Genomic DNA, 17813 nt, shown 5'->3' with positions numbered 1-17813 from the left:
TCCACCGGCGTTCTTTCCTAAACATCGGCGGATGCGGTGGACGGTGGATGCCGGGACGAGCCCGGCATGACGGAGCGGAGAGGCGAGACATGACGGACCAATCCCCGCACTGGCCCGAGCTCGACTGGCCCGCCTGGCGCGACACCGCGATCGCGCTCCAGTTGCGGACCCAGATCATTGGCAAGGTCCGGCTCGCGCTGACGCCGTGGCTCAACCATAGCTGGCATGTGCCGCTCTATGTGTCCGCGCGGGGCCTCACCACGTCGGCGATCCCGATCGGCGACCGGATTCTCGAGATCGAGTTCGACCTGCTCCACGATCGTTTGGTGTTCATGACCAGCGACGGGCGCAGCCGCGGGATCGGCCTCAATCCGGGCAGCATCGCGCATTTCCACGAGACGGTGATCGCCTGCCTAACCGAGCTCGACCTTCCCGCCACCTTCGATGGCACCCCGAGCGAAATGGCCGACGTGCCCCCCTTCGCCGAAGACACCGCCGACCGGCCCTATGACGCCGACGCCGTCCGCGCCTTCTGGCGCGCGCTGATCCAGGTTTCGCGCGTTTTCGGGCAGTTCCGTACCGGTTTCCTCGGCAAGGCGAGCCCGGTGCATTTCTTCTGGGGCAGCTTCGATCTTGCGGTCACGCGCTTCTCGGGCCGCGCCGCGCCGACCCATCCCGGCGGTTTCCCCGGCCTGCCCGATGCGGTGACGCGCGACGCGTATAGCCACGAGGAAGCCAGCGTCGGCTTCTGGCCGGGCAGCGACGCCTGGCCGCACGCCGCCTTCTATGCCTACGCCTATCCCGCACCTGACCATTATGCCGAGGCGCATGTCAGCCCGGCAGCGGCGTCGTGGAACGCCGGGCTCGGCGAGTTCCTGCTGCCTTATGACGCGGTCCGCACCGCGCCCGATCCGGATGCGGCGCTGCTCGGTTTCTGCCAGTCGACCTATGATGCCGCTGCCGATCTCGGACAGTGGGATCGGTCTGCGCTCGAATGTGCGCCGGGTCGCGCAGGAATCCCACGCCACGTCTGACCGCTTGCGTCGGCGGGCGCCGCCTGCGACCATGCGGTTCGACCAGAGGGTGTGCGCGATGAAGAAAATCCTGTCCGTTTTCATGAGCATGGCGATCATCGCCGGCCCCGCCGGGGCGCAATCGGGCGACCGCACGGAGCGTCTGCTGGGTGAACTCGCCGACGCACCCGGCCCGCCCGGGTTCGAGGAAGCGGTCCGCGCGGTAATGGTGCGCGAGCTCGAGCCGCTGGCAGACAAGGTCAGTTACGACGGCGTCGGCTCGGTGATCGCGCAGCACGGGTCGAGCGGGCCCAAGGTGATGCTCGACGCGCATATGGACGAGCTCGGTGGGGTGGTGCGGCGGGTGACGCCGACCGGCTATCTCTCGATGCAGATGCTCGGCGGCTGGCTTGACCAGGCGCTGCCCGACCAGCGATGGATCATCATCGGCAAGAAGGGGCCGGTCCATGCCGTGACCGGAATCCGCGATATCCACGTCGTGCCCGCCGACGAACGCACCAAGGTCTATCCGCGCGACACGCTGTACCTCGACGTCGGCGCGAAGAGTCCCGCCGAAGTCGCGGCACTGGGGTTGTCGGCGGGCGACCCGGTCGTGCCGGATTCGCCCTTCACGGTGATGGGCAAGGGCGACCGCTATCTCGGCAAGGCGTGGGACGACCGGGTCGGGCTCGCGGTGATCATCGAGGCGATGCGGCGGCTGCGCAGCACCGGGCACCCCAACCAGCTGTTCGTCGTCGCGACGGTGCAGGAGGAAGTGGGCCTGCGCGGTGCGCGGACTTCGGCGGACCTGATCAAGCCCGATGTCGGCATCGCGATCGAGGGCGGGATCACCGGCGACAGTCCCGGGCGCAACCCGGAGGAGACGCAGGCGGTCTTGGGCGGCGGGCCAGGCATCTTCCTGTACGATTCGAGCACCTTGCCCAACCGCAAGTTCGTCCGGCTGGTCGACGAAGCCGCGCAGGGCGCGCGGATCCCGCTCCAGCACGATCTGGTCCAGGGCTATGGCGACGACAGCGCGGCGATCCAGGCGACCAACGGCGGCGTGCCGACGGTCAACCTCGTCGTCCCGGCGCGCTATACCCATGCGCATAACGGCATCATCGATCGCGCTGATTTCGACCGGATGGTCGACCTCGTCGTCGCGCTGATCGGCAAGCTCGATGCGAAGACGGTCGCGGATCTGCGCGACTTCACGCCGGGGAAGGAGTGACCGGATGAGTCTCGTCGAAGTCGGGCGTTTTGGTCGCAACGAGGCGTATATCGTGATCGGGCGGCTCGATAGCGAAGGGATCATGGCGATCGCGCTCGATGGCAACGCCAGCATCGCGGACGGGAGCCAGTTCTTCATTCCGGTCCGCGTGATGGTCGATGACGAGGATGCGGAAGCCGCGCGGGTGATCCTGGGGGTGGACGCGGGTTAGGGTAGGGGCGTTTGATACCGTCCGTTCGCCTTGGGCGGGGCTCTGCGAGGCTCCCCCCACCCCCTACCCCTCCCCTGAAGGGGAGGGGCAAGAAGACTAAGCAGGCCGCTAGCCCCTCCCCTTCAGGGGAGGGGTTGGGGTGGGGGCGTGCAGCGCGCAATTCTTACCATGGACCGAATGGGCGGGGGAAACCGCAGCGTTCGACCTGCCTCATTTTCAGGCAATCGTTCGCACCTGCACATAAAATTTACGCAATCGTAACCCTGCTGACACGCGCCGGCGACGGTTTCGCGTCCCGACGCAATTGGCACGGCGTTTGCAAAGTATTCCCCAGGACCAATAACCAGGGGGGTCTTTGCGTGAAGCTCGTCATAGCGATCATCAAACCGTTCAAGCTCGACGAGGTGCGCGAGGCGCTGACCGAGATCGGTGTTGCAGGCATGACCGTCACCGAGGTCAAGGGTTTCGGCCGCCAGAAGGGCCAGACCGAGATTTATCGCGGCGCCGAGTACAGCACCAACATGGTCCCCAAGATCAAGATCGAGGTCGTCTGCGGCAGCGATGTCACCCTCCGTGTGGTCGAGGCGATCCAGGCGTCCGCCAACACCGGCGCGATCGGCGACGGCAAGATTTTCGTGCTCGATGTCGGGCAGGCGGTGCGGATCCGCACCGGCGAAACCGATGAGACCGCGCTGTGAGGGGGGTAGAGATGAAGCCAGCACTAAAGACGGGTTTTGCGATGCTGGCGGGGGCGTCGGTCGTTGCGGCGCTGCCCGCCTGGGCGCAGGCCCCCGCGCTGATCAAGGCGCCAGCTGCCGCGCAGATGGCGACGATGGTCAACAAGGGTGACACCAGCTGGATGCTGATCTCGGCGGCGCTCGTGCTGATGATGTCGGTTCCTGGGCTCGCGCTGTTCTACGGCGGGCTGGTGCGCACCAAGAACATGCTGTCGGTGCTGATGCAGGTGATGATGATCGTCTGCATCGCCTCGCTGCTGTGGGTGTCCTACGGCTATTCGATAGCGTTCACCTCGGGCGGTGAGAACCATTTCTTCGGCGGGCTGTCCAAGGCGTTCCTGCGCGGCGTCGACGGCACGACGCTCGCGGCGACCTTCTCGAACAACGTCTACATTCCCGAGCTTGCCTATGTCTGTTTCCAGATGACCTTCGCGTGCATCACGCCCGCGCTGATCGTCGGGGCGTTCGCGGAACGGGTGAAGTTCACGCCCTTGATGATCTTCGTCGTCGCGTGGCTGACCTTGGTCTATTTTCCGATCGCGCACATGGTGTGGTATTGGGCCGGCCCGGATTTCCTTCCGAACGCGCCGACCGACGGCGGCTGGCTGTTCAACCTCGGCGCGCTTGATTTCGCGGGCGGCACCGTCGTCCACATCAACGCGGGCATCGCCGGTCTGGTCGGCTGCCTCGTGATCGGCCCGCGGCTCGGCTATGGCCGCGAGCCGATGCCACCGCACTCGCTGACGATGACGATGATCGGCGCGAGCCTGCTGTGGGTCGGCTGGTTCGGGTTCAACGCGGGGTCCAACCTCGAGGCGAACGGCGTCACCGCGGTCGCGTTCATCAACACCTTCGTCGCCACCGCCGCCGCTGCGGTCTCCTGGGCAGTGATCGACCAGATCGTCCACAAGAAGCCGTCGCTGCTCGGCGCGGTGACGGGTGCGGTCGCCGGACTGGTCGCGATCACGCCGGCGTCGGGCTATGCCGCGCCAATGACGTCGATCGTGCTCGGGCTGATCGTGTCGCCGATCTGCTTCATCTTCGTCACCTATGTGAAGGCGTGGCTGAAGTATGACGACTCGCTCGACGTGTTCGGGGTCCATTGCGTCGGCGGGATCGTCGGGGCGCTGGCCACCGCGATCGTCGCGGCGCCGTCGCTCGGCGGGCAGGGCTATTTCGATTACACCAAGTTCCCCGCGGTCGTGGTGACGGCGGCGGAGTACAGCATGTCGGCGCAGCTGATGAAGCAGCTCACCGCGGTCGGGATCACCTTGGTGTGGTCGGGCGGCGTCTCCGCCGTGCTGTTCCTCGCGCTCAAGTACACGATCGGCCTGCGCCCGACCGAAGAGGTCGAGCACAACGGGCTCGACATCACCGAACACGGCGAGCGCGCCTATAATTACTGAAGAGTTTGGTTGCCGGGTCGAGTGACCCGGCGGCCCCACGATGTTCCTCCTGCGGACGACCTAAGGCCGGTGTGGCAACACACCGGCCCTTTTTTGTGTGTCGGGGGAGGGCGCGTTATCGAAAGGCGGTGCACTTCCCCGGCGAAGGCCGGGGCCCAAGAGCGGAGCGATCGAGAGAGAGTGCAGCGCTTAATTACCTCGGCCAGCGCTATTGGGCCCCGGCCTTCGCCGGGGGGGCGCAACAGGGGGGAAGCTTAGTCTTCGGGCAGATCCTTTGGCGGGGCGCTTACGTCCGCCGCCGCCACGCGCGCCTGCTGCAACCGGCGTGCCGCCAGCACCGCGCCGAGCATGAAGCCGCCCGGCACGAGCACCACCGCCGCCGCGACTCCGATCCTCGTCCAGTCCTTGCGATCCATTCCGACCGCCTAGCGGCTCACCCAAGGTCGGTCGTCACGAAATCGGCACAGCGTTCCCCGATCATGATCGACGGCGCATTGGTGTTGCCCGAGACGAGCTTGGGCATGACCGAGGCGTCGGCAACGTACAGCCCCTCGACCCCGCGTACCCGCAGCCGCGGATCGCACACCGCGTCCGCGTCCGACCCCATCCGCGCGGTGCCGACCGGGTGATAGACCGTGTCCGCGCGCGACCGGATCAGCGCCTCGAGCGCAGCATCGTCCGACAGGTCGACCGGGTGGCGGTCGCGGCCCATGTGGCCGGTCAGCGGGGGCTGCTCGAGGATCCGGTACATCGCGCGCACCCCCGCCTTCATCACCGCCATGTCGCGCGGATCGGTGAGGAATGCGGGGTCGATCAGCGGGGCGTCGTGCGGGTCGGTCGAGGCGAGCCGGACCGTCCCGTGGCTCTCGGGGCGGAGCACGCAGACGTGACACGAATAGCCATGCCCCTTCACCTTGGTCCGCCCGTGATCCTCGAGCGCGGCGACGACGAAATGGAGCTGGACGTCGGGGGCAGGGGCATCGGGCATGACCTTGAGGAACGCGCCCGCCTCGGCGAACGGCGTGGTCATCAGCCCCTCGCGCTTGCGGAGCCACTGGAGCATGCCGCCTGCCATCGCGAGCGTGCCTTTGAGCGAACTCCCGACGAACTGCGTCCCCGGCGTCTCGAACGATGCGACATAATCGATATGATCCTGCAGGTTCGCGCCGACGGCGGGCCGGTCGACCCGTACCGCGATCCCGTGGTCGCGCAGATGCGCCGCCGGACCGATCCCTGACAATTGCAGCAGTTGCGCGGTCCCGAACACGCCGCCTGCGAGGATCACCGCGCGCCGCGCGCGGATCTGGCGGGTTTGCCCGTCCTGGAGATAGGCGACGCCGTTCGCACGCTGGCCGTCGAACAGCACGCGCTCGACCGTCACGCCGGTCAGCACCGAGAGGTTGCGATGCGGCGGGCCATCGCCGAGATACGCGCGCGCCGAGGTCCAGCGTTCGCCGTTCTTCTGCGTCACCTGGTACAGGCCGATGCCTTCCTGCCGCTGCCCGTTGAAATCGTCGTTGTGCGGGATCTGCAGGCTTTCCCCCGCCGCGACGAAATCGCGGCTGCCCGCATTGGCGTGATGCTGCTCGCTGACCCACAAGGGGCCGTCGCCGCCGTGGAAGGCGTCGTCGCCGCGTTCGTTGTGTTCGCTGCGCTTGAACCACGGGAGGACGTCGTCATACGCCCAGCCGGGGCAGCCCATCGCCGCCCAATTGTCGTAATCCCAGCGATTGCCGCGAATATAGATCATCGCGTTGATCGCGCTCGACCCGCCGAGCCCCTTGCCACGCGGCTGGTGCCCGCGGCGGCCATTGAGGCCGGGCTGGGGGACGGTTTCGTAATTCCAGTTGGTCTTGGGAGTCTGGAACGCGAGCATCGCGGGCATCCGCGTCCGCAGGCCGGTGTTGCGGCCGCCCGCCTCGAGCAGCGCGACCGAATAGCGGCCGCCTTCGCTTAGCCGGCCCGCCGCGGCGGCCCCGCCCGATCCTCCGCCGATGACGACGATGTCGACCTCTTCCACAGGCTATCCTCTCGCGCTCCACGGCCGTGGCTATGCTGCCGACGTGCCTTGAGCGGAGAACTTGGCACGATCCCAGCGCCGCCGCCAGCGGTGTTGCGCGCGGATATGTGCAGAATCAGGGGTAGGTCAGCGTTGCCTCGAGCGCGCGGACCTCGTCCGCGGTGATCCCGAACAGCAGGACGCTCCCGAGCGCGCGCTCACCCGACTCGATTCGCACCCCCTCGACGTCCTGCGCCAGCGCAACCGGGGGGAGCAGGCGACGGACTGCGACCTTCGTCCCGTTGCGGCGGAGCAGCGCGAGTGCGCCATTGCCCACGACCAGCGCGGCGTGGCCGTCGGTCCCGACCACCGCACCATGCGCGACGAACCCGGCGAGCTGGTTCTCCGCCATCTCGCGTGCCTTGGCGGGGCTGCCGATCCGGCTTTCGTCGAGCCGCAGCCAGCGCGCGACCAGCGCCAGCGCGACGAGGCCCGCGACGCTGTAGCCGAGCAGGTCCCAGCTCATTCCTTTGGAATCACTGCGGGGTGGAGAGCGCGTCGAGCAACGGGCGCAGGCCGGTGAGATCGTATCCCGCCGCCGCTGCCTTAGACATCACGGTGTCGGGGTGTGCCCCCGCCTTGACCGCGGCGAGCGCCCACAGGTTGCACGAGCGTGTGCCCGAGCGGCAATAGGCGAGCACCGCGCCGTCCGCCTCGGCGATCACCGCCGCCATCGCGTCGATCTGCGGGTGCGAGAAACCGGCGTGCGTCACGGGAATCGCGCTATACTGCATTCCGGCGGCGGCGGCGGCGGCGGCGACCTCTTCGCCGCTCGGCTGGCCGAAATCCTCGCCGTCGGGGCGGTTGTTGACGATATGCGAGAAGCCTGCGGCCTTGAGCTCGGCGATCGCGTCGGGATCGATCTGCGGGGCGACGGCGATGCTCGGGTCGATGGTGCGGAGGATGGTCATGCCGCCCTTATACCGCGCGGGCCTCGCCGCGAAAGGCCTGCCGTCGTGCGCTCGCCGGGCCGGAACGTCGCGCTGCGCTGATGTGTTGGGGGCGCACGGACACTTTGGCCCGATCGGCGGCCGGAAGGATGGCGATGATCGACCTGGGACTGTCGCGATTGTGGGAAAAGCGGCTCGAGGCGGGGGTGACCTTCGTGATCGCGATCGTTCTCGCGCTGGTCGCGTACCGGCTCACGATGCTCGCGCTGCGCCGGTTCGTCGATCGCACGCCGAGCCGCGCGGACAATGTCGTGGTCGAGCGGATCGCCGCGCCGATGCGGTGGATCTTCCTCGCGGTGGCGCTGAGCATGGCGGCGCGCGGGGTGGATCTGAAGCCGCACACGGCCGCCTTGTGGCAGCAGATCGCGGGGTTCGTCGTTCCCGCGCTGGTCGGCTGGATGGTGATCGCGACGATCCGCGCGGTCAACGACGTGGTCGATTTGCGTTATGACGTCACGGTCGCGGACAACCTCAAGGCGCGGCGCAAGCGCACCCGCTATACGATCCTGACGCGGATCGCGGTGATCTGCGTCGTCTTCATCACCTTGTGCATGATGTTGCTGAGCATCCCCGCGATCCGCACGGTTGGTGTGACGCTGATGGCGTCGGCGGGTCTGGCGGGGCTTGCGGTCGGCGCGGCGGCACAGCCCGCGCTCAAGAATTTGATCGCGGGGATCCAGCTTGCCTTTACCGAGCCGATCCGGCTCGACGACGTCGTCATCATCGAGGGCGAATGGGGGCGGATCGAGGAGATCCGGCTGACCTATGTCGTGGTGCGGATCTGGGACGACCGGCGGCTGGTGGTGCCGGTAAGCAAGTTTCTCGAGGACAGTTTCCAGAACTGGACGCGGTCGAACGCGCAGTTGCTGGGGTCGGTGTTCGTCTATGTCGATCCCGCCGCCGACGTTGCGCGGCTGCGCGCGCGGGCGGAGCTGATCGTTCGGGACAATCCGCGCTGGGACAAGCGGTTCTGGAACCTGCAGGTGACTGACGCGACTCCCGATGCAATCCAGTTGCGGGTGCTTGCCACCGCGCAGGACGCGTCGATCGCGTTCGACCTGCGCTGCGACGTTCGCGAGGGGCTGATGCGCTATATCGCGACCGAGATGCCCGAGGCGATCGTCCGGCGGCGGCTGGTGGCGGAGGGGTTCGCGCATGCGAACGATGCGACGCCGACGGGGGGCGTGCCCCGGTAGGGTTAGGTTGCCTCGGCGTTGCGAAGCACCTCATCCCCCCATTCCTCCGTCACCCTGAACTCGTTTCAGGGTCCACCGTGCCACAATGGCGGACCGGGACCGTTGCGCGGTGGATGCTGAAACGAGTTCAGCATGACGGCCGGGGGGGGGAGGACGATCCGTCGCGACCTCAGAACCGCCGCACTACCGCCAGGAACGCTTCGCCATACGCTTCCAGCTTGCGTGCCCCGACCCCGGTGATCCGCCCCATCGCCGCCAGCGACGCGGGGCGCAGGTTCGCCATCTCGCGCAGCACCGAATCGTGGAAGATGACGTAAGGCGGCACGCTCGCCTCGAGCGCGAGTTCGCGGCGGCGGGTGCGCAGCGCCTCGAACAACGGATCGCCGCTCGGGTTCGCGGCAGCGCCCGTACCCCCGCGCGTGCGGCGCGTACGCTTGGGCGGGACGATCAGGTCGACGCGGTCGTTTTCCTTGAGGATCCCGCGCGCGCCGGGGCCGAACTCGAGCCCGCCGAAATCGTTCGCGCGGAGTGCATCGCGCAGCAGCAACGCGCGCCCGACCGGCTTGATCAACGCGGCTTCCTCCGGGCTCGACGCGATCCCGAACACGCCGAGCGCCTCATGCCCGTTCATCAGGCTGCGCTCGCTCGACTGGCCCATCAGGACCTGTTCGATATAGCCCGCACCAAAGCTCTGCCCCGTGCGAAAGACCGCGGAGAGGAACTTCCTCGCCACCTCCGTCGCGTCGACGCTGGCGGGGGGGGAGATGCAATTGTCGCAATTCCCGCAATTCTCGGGGCTGTCGTCGCCGAAATGCTTGAGCAGGATGCGGCGGCGGCACCCCGCGGTCTCAGCCAGGGCGCCGAGCGCCGCGAGCCGCTGCCGCTCGCCCGGCTGACGCGCGGGTTCGACCTCGCCAATCCGCTGGCGTGCGCGCGCAAAATCCTCGGCACCCCAGAAGAGATGCGCGACCGCGGGGTCGCCGTCACGTCCGGCGCGGCCGGTTTCCTGATAATAGGCCTCGATCGACTTGGGCAGGCCGGCATGGGCGACGAAGCGGACGTCAGGCTTGTCGATCCCCATCCCGAACGCGACCGTCGCGCACATCACCATGTCCTCGGAGGCGACGAAATCGGCCTGGTTGCGCGCGCGCACCGACGGGTCGAGCCCGGCATGATAGGCGCGCGTCGGGCGCCCGGTCTTGGCGAGCGCCTCGGCCATCTTCTCGGTGCCAGCGCGGCTCTGGACATAGACGATGCCAGCGCCGGGGGTCTCCGCGATCAGGTCGGCGATCTGGCGGGTGGCATTGTCCTTGGGGCTGATGCGATACTGGATGTTGGGCCGGTCGAAGCCGGCGACGATCATCCCGTCGTGCGGGATGCCGAGCTGGTCGAGGATGTCCGCGCGGGTATGCGCGTCCGCGGTCGCGGTGAGCGCGAGCCGAGGCACGCCGGGGAAGGCATCGAGCAGCGGGCGCAGCAGGCGGTAATCGGGCCGGAAATCATGCCCCCATTCGGAGACGCAATGCGCCTCGTCGATCGCGAACAGCGCGAGCGGGGCTTGCCCCAACAGATCGCGGAAGCTTTGGCTCGAGGCGCGTTCGGGCGCGACGTAGAGCAGGTCGAGGTCGCCGCGGCGGAAGCGCGCGATCGTTTCCATCTGGTCGGTATCGACCGAGGTCAGCGTCGCCGCGCTGATCCCGATCGCGGTCGCCGCGCGGAGCTGGTCGTGCATCAGCGCGATCAGCGGCGAGACGACGACGCAGGTGCCGTTGAGCGCGACCGCGGGGAGCTGGTAGCACAGCGACTTGCCCGCGCCGGTCGGCATCACCGCAAGCGTGTTCTCGCCCGTTAGGACGCGCTCGACCACCGACCCCTGGACGCCGCGAAACGCCGGGAAGCCGAAGGTGGATTGCAGGATGGGGAGGGGGTCAACCACGATCTAGGCCAAGAAAAAGGATGATGGCGTGATCGACACGGCGCATCAGGGGCTCTTCGAGCTTGCCGACGTGCTTGTCCAGCTTTTCGCGGCGAACCGTCACGAGTTCGTGGACGGTGACATAGGATTGCACGCGCAGACCGTTCACCACGCTGGGGGTGACGGGGACGCTGATCGACAGCTGGCCTGCGCGCTCGTCGCTGGTGATCAGCGCGAGGACCACGGTCGAAATCCCGAGATACGCCGTGTCCTGGACGATCAGCGCCGGGCGCGGCTTTCCCGCGAAACCCGATCCGGCGGCAACGGTGACGATGTCACCACGGTTCACGGTGCGCCGCCTGGACCCCAGTCATAGTCCGCATCGGGCCAGTGCTGGACCGCCTCGATGAAGGCGAGCGTATCGGTCCCGTTCTGCATGGCGTTGATGACGGCGGTATCTTGGGCAACGCTCGCCTGGAACGCCGCGCTGGCGCGATCGGGCAGCCACAGTGTCCGCGCCCGCAACCCCTGCGCACGGAGCGCCGCGCGCCGCTTGGCGACGCGTTCGGCGCTGGTCATCGGTCGTTCCATGCCCATCGCGGCACTCCTCGGACAGTGTCGTTACATGTAACGCTCGCAGGGTGGGCTAACAAGGTTTTCCCGAAACGTTCTTGCGCTAGGCTGGGCGGCGCAGCACATGCGTGGCTATGGAACGCGTTACCGACAACAAGGCCGAGGCCGAATTCGAACTGATCGTCAGCGGGCAACGCGCGGTCGCGGCGTATCAGCGGGAAGGCGGCACGATCGTCTTCACGCACACGATCGTGCCGCGCGCGATCGAGGGGCGGGGGGTGGCGTCGAAGCTGATCCGCGCCGCGCTCGATTCGGCGCGGGATCGGGGATTGAAGGTGATTTCGCAATGTCCGTTCGTGACGGCGTATATCGAGAAGCACCCGGAGTATCGCGCGTTGCTGTAACGCGGCGACGAGGCTTGAGACGAACAGGGGAGGGGGCTCCCCAGCCCCAGCCCCTTATTCCGCCGCGAGCGTTTCCTCGGCGCGCTCCTGTGCCTGGCGGTTCCACATCTCGGCATAGAGCCCGTTCTTGCGGAGCAGCACCGCATGGCTCCCGCGCTCGACCACGCGCCCCGCTTCGAGCACGACGATCTCGTCGGCATGGACCACCGTCGATAGCCGGTGCGCGATCACGATCGTCGTGCGTCCGCGCTCGATCGCTTGCAGCGTATCGAGGATCTCGCCTTCGGTGCGGCTGTCGAGCGCGCTGGTCGCTTCGTCGAGGATCAGGATCGGCGGATTCTTGAGCAGGGTTCGCGCGATCGCGACGCGCTGCTTCTCCCCGCCCGACAGCTTCAGCCCGCGTTCGCCGACGCGGGTGGCATAGCCCTCGGGCTGGCGTTCGATGAACCCTGCAATCGCCGCCCCGCGCGCTGCATTCTCGATCTCGGCCTTGCCCGCACCTTCGCGGCCATAAGCGATGTTGTAGCCGATCGTGTCGTTGAACAGCACCGTGTCCTGCGGGACGATCCCGATCGACGAGCGCAGGCTCGCCTGCGTGACCTGCGCGATGTCCTGTCCGTCGACCGTGATCCGCCCGCCGGTCAGATCGTAGAAGCGGTATAGCAGCCGCGCGAGCGTCGACTTGCCCGCCCCCGATGGCCCGACCACCGCGAGCGTCTTGCCCGCCGGAATGTCGAGGTCGATCCCCTTGAGGATCGGCATCCCGTCGTCATAGCCGAAGCGCACGTCCTCGAACCGGACATGCCCGCGCTCGATGCTGAGCGGCTTGGCGCCGGGCACGTCGACCACTTCGGACGGCGTATCGATCAGGTCGAACATCGCGCCCATGTCGATCACCCCCTGGCGAATCGTACGATACACCATGCCGAGCAGGTCGAGCGGACGGAACAGCTGCGCCAGCAGCGTCGAGACGAGCACAACGTTACCCGCGGTGAAGCGGCCTTCGCTCCAGCCATAGACGACCAGCGCCATCCCGCCCGCCATCATCAAATTGGTGATCAGCGCCTGCCCGATGTTGAGCCAAGCGAGCGAATTCTCGGAGGTGACGGCGGCGCTGGCATAGGCCGCCATCGCCGCGTCGTAGCGTTTCCCCTCGCGCTCCTCCGCGCCGAAATATTTGACCGTCTCGAAATTGAGCAGCGAATCCACCGCGTGACTGACCGCGCCGGTGTCGAGGTCGTTCATGCGTGTGCGCAGCGCGGCGCGCCAGTCGGTCACCCAGCGGGTGAAGACGATGTACACCGCCACCATCACCAGCGTGCCCGCGACCAGCCCGAAGCCGAACTTGGTCCAGAAGATCCCAAGCACCAGTGCGAGCTCGAGCACCGTTGGCGCGATGTTGAACAGCAGGAAATAGAGCATCGTGTCGATGCTCTTGGTCCCGCGCTCGACCACCTTGGTGACCGCACCGGTGCGGCGTTCGAGATGGAAGCGCAGCGACAATTGGTGGAGGTGGCGGAACACGCCGGCGGCAAGACGCCGCGTCGCATCCTGCCCGACGCGCTCGAACACCGCGTTGCGGAGGTTGTCGAACACGACCGAGCCGAACCGCGCGGCGGCATAGCCGATCACCAGCAGGAAGATCAGCGACGCCACCGAGGGGGTTCGCGGTCCGCCCGCCATCCCGTCGATCGCGCCCTGCAGCGCGAACGGCGCGCCATAGACCTGCACCAGCTTGGACGCGACGACGAGCAGCATCGCGCCGACGATCCGCAGCCGCAGCGCAGGCGCGTCGGCGGGCCAGAGATACGGCAGGAAGCGCCGCAGCGTCGGGAGCATCGGGCGCTCGGGCGCAGTCGAAGTGGTTGCAAGATCAGGTGGCATCGGAAACGCATGTAGTCCTAGTCAAGCCGGATCAAAAGCGGCTGGTGGAACAAGCAGTGCATCTCATCTGTTTTATTGGCGAACGGAGACGATCATGGACTCGCTTTTCTACGTCATGGCGATCATGGGGTGCGGCGATGGCAGCATGGGTTGCCAGCAGGCGCGCGTCGAACAGGTTCAGTACCGCTCGATCGCACAGTGCCAGGCTGCCATGCCCGCGGCATTAGCGCGAAACTCGGATATCGATTTTCCTGTGGTGAGCGCTTCGTGTCGGGCGACCGGGATGCCGATGGCTTCGACCAAGGCGCGGGCGCAACATGGGTAACAGCGTTATCCCGTTCTGCGCATCCCCGGCGTAGGTCGGGGCCCAGTAGCGGAAGCAGAGGTTAACGCGGGCAGTCCTCAATGATTAGACGCGCGCTACTGGACCCCGGCCTACGCCGGGGAAGAAGGAGAAAACTCCTTGAAAAAGCCTAGCGCGGTCGGGTCCACAGCGCGGCATCTCGAACCGACGGCGGATACAGCGCCCTGCGCCGCCTCGCTTCCCCAAACGCGCGCCGCATGAACCCGAGCTTCGCCGACCCCGACGTCCCGACACGAACATCCCAGGCACGCGGCCCTAGCGCGGCAACCTTGCGCCCGATCGCACCGTAGATTCCCGCCGCCGCCAGCACCGCCCAGGCCGAACGGAACGCCAGCGCTGGCGTCCCGAACCGCGCGCTTTCCTCGTAGCGCGCCGCCAGCAACCCCAGCCGCTCGCCGAGCAACCCGAGCCGGTCGCGATACTCGGGCGCGAGCATGGCATCCGCCGGGATGCCGAATTCGTCGAGCCAGTCCTGCGGCAGGTAACAGCGCCCGGCGCGCGCATCCTCGGCCACGTCGCGCGCGATGTTGGCGAGCTGGAAGGCGAGGCCGAGGTCGCACGCGCGGTCGAGCGTGGCAGCGTCGTCGGGCGACACCCCCATCGCGATCGCCATCATGCTGCCGACCACGCCCGCAACATGATAGCAATAGCGGTACAGATCCTGCTCGGTCTGCGGCCGCCAGCCTTCCGCATCGAGCGCAAAACCCGCGATCAGGTCGCGCGGGAGCGCGGGCGGCAGGGCGGTCTCGGCGGCAAACAGCCGGAGCGCGTCGAACGCGGGTTCGCCGACCGATACGCCCGCGAGCGCCGCCTCGGTCTTGGCGGACATCGCCGCCAGTCGGGCGGGCCCGTCCGTGACGCCGGTCATGCCGTGGCCGTGATCCTGCCCGTCCGCGATGTCGTCGCATGCGCGGCACCACGCGTAGAGCAGCCACGCACGCTCGCGCACCTTGGGGGCGAACAGCTTGCTCGCCGCCGCGAAACTCTTGGAACCCCGCGCGATCGACTCCTGCGCGGAGGCCACGATGACGTCACGCGAAGGCTGGTCGCTCACAGGTCGCTGGCGCGCATCTTGGTGATCGTCTCGACCGGCTCGTGCGCCGCCATCTGCGCAAGCAATCCGTCGAGCGCGGTGTCGATCAGCAGGATCCCCTGATGCTGCGGATGAAGGAATCCGACCGCGCCCATCTTGCGATAGAAAGCGACGAGATCATCATAATAGCCCGCGACGTTGAGCAGCCCGACCGGCTTGGCGTGATACCCGATCTGCGCCCAGCTCAGCGCTTCCCACAGTTCGTCCATCGTGCCGGTGCCGCCGGGCAGGTTGACGAACCCGTCTGACAGGTCGGTGAACGCCTGCTTGCGCTGGTGCATCGTGGCGACGACCTGCAGATCGGTGAGGCCACGGTGCGCGACCTCGGCGTTTACGAGCGCTTCGGGGATGATGCCGATCACTTCGCCGCCCGCTTCGAGTGCGGCGTCGGCGACTGCGCCCATCAGCCCGAGACGCCCGCCGCCGTAGACGACGCCGATGCCGCGTTCGGCCAGCGTGCGACCGACCTGGCGGGCGGATTCGATGAAGACGGGATCGCTGGGGGAGGCCGACCCGCAGTAAACAGCAAGCCGCTTCATTTGCCCCTCCCCTTCAGGGGAGGGGTCGGGGGTGGGGCTGTGTCTCGTAGAGAGGTGGGCGTGCTGTACTGCCCCACCCCAACCCCTCCCCTAAAGGGGAGGGCTTTTTAAACATCGTCATCGTTCACTCTCCAGCATCAACGCGGCGGTGGCCTTGGCACTGCCCACCACGCCGGGAATCCCCGCACCCGGATGCGTGCCGGCCCCCACGAAATACAGGTTCGGAATATGGTCGTCGCGATTGTGGACGCGGAACCATGCGCTTTGCGTCAGCAACGGCTCGAGCGAGAAGGCGCTCCCCAAATGCGCGTTCAGGTCTGCCGCGAAGTCGTTCGGCGCGTAATGGAACTTGGTCACGATCCGCTCGTGGATATCCGGGATCAACCGCCGCCCGACTTCGTCGAGGATGCGCTTCTCGAGGATCGGGCCGATCTCCTTCCAGTCGACCGGGAACTTGCCGAGGTGCGGCACCGGGGCCAGCACATAGAAAGTCGAATGCCCCTCCGGCGCGAGCGACGGGTCGGTGACGGTCGGATGGTGGAGGTAGAGCGAGAAATCCTCGGGCAGCACGCCATGATCGTAAATGTCGGCGAGCAGCCCCTGATAGCGCGGCCCGAACAGGATCATGTGGTGCGGGATGCCCGGCCACGTGCCCTTGATCCCGAAATGCACGACGAACAGCGACGGCGAGTATTTCTTGCGTGCGAGCCCGTTCTTGGTCCGCTGCGCGCTGCGCGACGATTTGAGCAGGTCGCGGTAGCTGTGCATCACGTCGCTGTTGCACGCGACCATGTCCGCATCGGCATGCCAGCCGCTCGCGGTGGTGACGCCGGTGGCGCGGTCGCCCATCGTCGCGATGTCGACCGCGGGGTCGTTCAGCCGCAGCACGCCGCCCAGCCGCTCGAAATGGCGGACCATCCCGGCGATCAACTGGTTGGTCCCGCCCATTGCGAACCAGACGCCGCCGTCCTTCTCGAGCTTGTGGATCAGCGCGTAGATCGCGCTGGTGTTCATCGGGTTGCCGCCGACCAGCAGCGTGTGGAACGACAGCGCCTGGCGAAGATGCTCGTCCTTCACGTAACTTGATACGATCGAATAGACCGACCGCCATGCCTGGTATTTGGCGAGCGCGGGGGCGGCCTTGATCATCGACGCGAAGTCGAGGAACGCGACATGACCGAGTTTGCGATAGCCTTCCTCGTACACGCCCGCGGCATAGTCGAGGAACTTGGCGTAGCCCGCGACGTCTTCGGGGTTGAGCTTGGCGATCTCGGCATTGAGCGACGGTTCGTCGTTCGAATAATCGAAACTGACGCCATCGGGCCAGTTGAGCCGGTAGAAGGGGGTCACCGGCGCGAGCGTGACGTCCTCTGCCATGTCGCGCCCGGTCAGCGCCCACAGCTCCTGCAGGCAAGGCGGATCAGTGATGACGGTCGGCCCCGCGTCGAAGGTGAAGCCGTCCTTCTCCCAGACGTATGCCCGCCCACCGGCCTTGTCGCGCGCCTCTACGATGGTCGTCTCGACCCCCGCGGACTGCAGCCGGATCGCGAGCGCGAGCCCGCCGAACCCGGCACCGATGACGATCGCGGTCCGCGCCGTCATGACGTCTGCTCCACCCGGGAAGTGGGCAGCAACCCGATCGCGCGGAGCGCGCGGCCGACCGGCACCGGCGGCTTGCCGGTGAGGATCCGGGCCTTGTCCATTATCGTCGATCGTCCTGCATAGAAGCGCCGCACCAGTTGCGGATCGAGCCGGTAGAAGCGTTCGAGCACGCGGTAGCGTTCCTCGGGGTCGGCGGCGCGGAACAGCATCTTGTCGAGCATGCGATAGAAACCGCGGTCCTGCCACGTCGTTCTGGCAAAACCGTGGGTGAGTGTGTGGAGCGCAGGCCCCGACAGATCGGTCGCGCGGACGATCAGCGCGGCGGTGCGGACCGCATCGGGGAGCGAATAGCCGGTGGTCGGGTGGAACAGCCCCGCGCGCATCCCCGCCTTTGCGATGCCGAGCCCGCTCGATCCCCAATAGCCTTCGAAATCGCCCCCCATCGCGACCGGCAGAACACCGCTTTCCTCGCGCAGCACGCGCTCGACCTGCCAGCCGCGCGCGGCGACATAGGCGTCGATTCGCTCGCCGATCGCCGCATGGTCGAGCGTCGGGGTATCGCTGTAATAGGTGTCCTCGACGACATCCGGGTGGCGGCGAAGGGCAGGCAATAGACAAGCGATAGCCGTCGATCTG

General features: G+C 67.2%; 20 protein-coding genes. 8 read left to right on the top strand and 12 right to left on the bottom strand.

The window, feature by feature from the left end:
* The first annotated feature begins 89 nt into the window (after window positions 1-89).
* From RI03_RS00445 to RI03_RS00425, 5 genes are all read left to right on the top strand, one after another.
* Window positions 90-1034, top strand: a complete 945-nt coding sequence (locus RI03_RS00445; RefSeq protein WP_010214446.1) for a DUF5996 family protein — start codon at window positions 90-92, stop codon at window positions 1032-1034.
* Window positions 1035-1092: 58 nt separating this feature from the next.
* The gene (locus tag RI03_RS00440) at window positions 1093-2244 is read left to right on the top strand and encodes a M42 family metallopeptidase (protein WP_010214445.1); all 1152 of its coding nucleotides are present in this window, start codon (window positions 1093-1095) and stop codon (window positions 2242-2244) included.
* 4 nt (window positions 2245-2248) lie between these two features.
* On the top strand, window positions 2249-2455 hold the full coding sequence (locus RI03_RS00435) for a putative signal transducing protein (protein ID WP_010214444.1): 207 nt from the start codon (window positions 2249-2251) through the stop codon (window positions 2453-2455).
* A gap of 359 nt (window positions 2456-2814) precedes the next feature.
* Window positions 2815-3153, top strand: coding sequence for a P-II family nitrogen regulator (locus RI03_RS00430; protein ID WP_010214443.1), 339 nt, complete (start codon window positions 2815-2817; stop codon window positions 3151-3153).
* 11 nt (window positions 3154-3164) lie between these two features.
* Window positions 3165-4598 (top strand): ammonium transporter, encoded by a 1434-nt coding sequence (locus RI03_RS00425; protein ID WP_010214441.1) that lies wholly within the window; start codon window positions 3165-3167, stop codon window positions 4596-4598.
* A gap of 254 nt (window positions 4599-4852) precedes the next feature.
* Here RI03_RS00425 and RI03_RS23975 read toward each other — a convergent pair whose 3' ends face one another.
* The 4 genes from RI03_RS23975 to RI03_RS00410 all read right to left on the bottom strand — a co-directional run bounded on the left by RI03_RS23975 (window position 4853) and on the right by RI03_RS00410 (window position 7568).
* Window positions 4853-5014 (bottom strand): hypothetical protein, encoded by a 162-nt coding sequence (locus RI03_RS23975; RefSeq protein ID WP_170318326.1) that lies wholly within the window; start codon window positions 5012-5014, stop codon window positions 4853-4855.
* Window positions 5015-5031: 17 nt separating this feature from the next.
* Window positions 5032-6618 (bottom strand): GMC family oxidoreductase, encoded by a 1587-nt coding sequence (locus RI03_RS00420; RefSeq protein ID WP_010214439.1) that lies wholly within the window; start codon window positions 6616-6618, stop codon window positions 5032-5034.
* Window positions 6619-6733: 115 nt separating this feature from the next.
* Window positions 6734-7123 carry a hypothetical protein gene (locus RI03_RS00415; RefSeq protein ID WP_010161607.1) on the bottom strand — a complete coding sequence of 130 codons (390 nt, stop codon included), beginning with the start codon at window positions 7121-7123 and terminating at the stop codon, window positions 6734-6736.
* Between the two features lie 10 nt (window positions 7124-7133).
* Window positions 7134-7568 (bottom strand): TIGR01244 family sulfur transferase, encoded by a 435-nt coding sequence (locus RI03_RS00410; protein WP_010214437.1) that lies wholly within the window; start codon window positions 7566-7568, stop codon window positions 7134-7136.
* A 128-nt stretch (window positions 7569-7696) separates the two neighbouring features.
* On the opposite strand from RI03_RS00410, the gene RI03_RS00405 reads away from it, so the two are divergent.
* Window positions 7697-8803, top strand: coding sequence for a mechanosensitive ion channel family protein (locus RI03_RS00405; protein WP_010214436.1), 1107 nt, complete (start codon window positions 7697-7699; stop codon window positions 8801-8803).
* A 169-nt stretch (window positions 8804-8972) separates the two neighbouring features.
* Here the strand turns inward: RI03_RS00405 and recQ are convergent, their stop codons facing one another.
* From recQ to RI03_RS00390, 3 genes are read right to left on the bottom strand one after another with little or no spacing between them, the layout of a single operon-like run.
* Window positions 8973-10739 carry a DNA helicase RecQ gene (gene recQ, locus RI03_RS00400; protein ID WP_010214435.1) on the bottom strand — a complete coding sequence of 589 codons (1767 nt, stop codon included), beginning with the start codon at window positions 10737-10739 and terminating at the stop codon, window positions 8973-8975.
* The gene (locus RI03_RS00395) at window positions 10732-11067 is read right to left on the bottom strand and encodes a type II toxin-antitoxin system PemK/MazF family toxin (protein ID WP_010214434.1); all 336 of its coding nucleotides are present in this window, start codon (window positions 11065-11067) and stop codon (window positions 10732-10734) included. The genes recQ and RI03_RS00395 overlap by 8 nt, the downstream gene beginning before the upstream one ends.
* Window positions 11064-11297: an antitoxin MazE-like protein gene (locus RI03_RS00390; RefSeq protein WP_157136862.1), complete on the bottom strand. Its 234-nt coding sequence runs from the start codon at window positions 11295-11297 to the stop codon at window positions 11064-11066. The genes RI03_RS00395 and RI03_RS00390 overlap by 4 nt, the downstream gene beginning before the upstream one ends.
* A gap of 128 nt (window positions 11298-11425) precedes the next feature.
* On the opposite strand from RI03_RS00390, the gene RI03_RS00385 reads away from it, so the two are divergent.
* On the top strand, window positions 11426-11695 hold the full coding sequence (locus RI03_RS00385) for a GNAT family N-acetyltransferase (RefSeq protein ID WP_010214432.1): 270 nt from the start codon (window positions 11426-11428) through the stop codon (window positions 11693-11695).
* A gap of 54 nt (window positions 11696-11749) precedes the next feature.
* Here the strand turns inward: RI03_RS00385 and RI03_RS00380 are convergent, their stop codons facing one another.
* Window positions 11750-13579 carry an ABCB family ABC transporter ATP-binding protein/permease gene (locus RI03_RS00380; protein ID WP_026046332.1) on the bottom strand — a complete coding sequence of 610 codons (1830 nt, stop codon included), beginning with the start codon at window positions 13577-13579 and terminating at the stop codon, window positions 11750-11752.
* 94 nt (window positions 13580-13673) lie between these two features.
* Here RI03_RS00380 and RI03_RS00375 point away from each other — a divergent pair, with 94 nt between their 5' ends.
* The gene (locus RI03_RS00375) at window positions 13674-13904 is read left to right on the top strand and encodes a hypothetical protein (RefSeq protein ID WP_010214429.1); all 231 of its coding nucleotides are present in this window, start codon (window positions 13674-13676) and stop codon (window positions 13902-13904) included.
* Between the two features lie 148 nt (window positions 13905-14052).
* On the opposite strand, the gene RI03_RS00370 is transcribed toward RI03_RS00375, so the two are convergent.
* The 4 genes from RI03_RS00370 to crtY all read right to left on the bottom strand — a co-directional run bounded on the left by RI03_RS00370 (window position 14053) and on the right by crtY (window position 17788).
* A complete protein-coding gene (locus RI03_RS00370; RefSeq protein WP_010214426.1) occupies window positions 14053-14997 on the bottom strand; it encodes a phytoene/squalene synthase family protein in 945 nt (314 codons plus the stop codon).
* A complete protein-coding gene (locus RI03_RS00365) occupies window positions 14994-15575 on the bottom strand; it encodes a TIGR00730 family Rossman fold protein (protein ID WP_010214424.1) in 582 nt (193 codons plus the stop codon). The genes RI03_RS00370 and RI03_RS00365 overlap by 4 nt, the downstream gene beginning before the upstream one ends.
* A gap of 117 nt (window positions 15576-15692) precedes the next feature.
* A complete protein-coding gene (locus tag RI03_RS00360; protein ID WP_010161618.1) occupies window positions 15693-17177 on the bottom strand; it encodes a phytoene desaturase in 1485 nt (494 codons plus the stop codon).
* Window positions 17174-17788 (bottom strand): lycopene beta-cyclase CrtY, encoded by a 615-nt coding sequence (gene crtY, locus RI03_RS25225; protein WP_010214422.1) that lies wholly within the window; start codon window positions 17786-17788, stop codon window positions 17174-17176. The genes RI03_RS00360 and crtY overlap by 4 nt, the downstream gene beginning before the upstream one ends.
* Window positions 17789-17813: the final 25 nt, after the last annotated feature.

Source organism: Sphingomonas sp. PAMC 26621 (genome assembly GCF_000251145.1).
Lineage (GTDB): Bacteria > Pseudomonadota > Alphaproteobacteria > Sphingomonadales > Sphingomonadaceae > Sphingomonas.
The sequence above is the reverse complement of the archived record's forward strand: the minus strand, read 5'-3'. Positions and strand labels throughout refer to the sequence as shown.